A 240-nucleotide genomic window follows, 5' to 3' on the forward strand; every position below is an offset into this window, starting at 1 on the left:
TGACGATCGGCGCCGGCGTCGTCGTCGGCGCCCGCTGCAAGATCCAGAACGCCGCCCTCGTCTACGGCCCGGCCGTCCTCGGCGCCGGTGTCTTCATCGGCCCCGGTGCCGTGCTCACGAACGACAACGTGCCCCGCGCCGTCAACCCCGACGGCACCAAGCAGGACGCGTCCGACTGGCAGCCCACCGCCGTCGTCGTCGAGGACGGCGCGTCGATCGGGGCCGGCGCGATCTGCGTCG

The 240-nt window shown here is 73.8% G+C and carries 1 pseudogene; it reads left to right on the forward strand.

What is annotated here, in order from left to right:
- Nucleotides 1–240 (forward strand): annotated as a pseudogene (locus I5E_RS03890) (N-acetyltransferase); the annotation flags it as partial.

The sequence above is a fragment of the Curtobacterium sp. B18 genome, from assembly GCF_000333375.1.
Taxonomy (GTDB): domain Bacteria; phylum Actinomycetota; class Actinomycetes; order Actinomycetales; family Microbacteriaceae; genus Curtobacterium.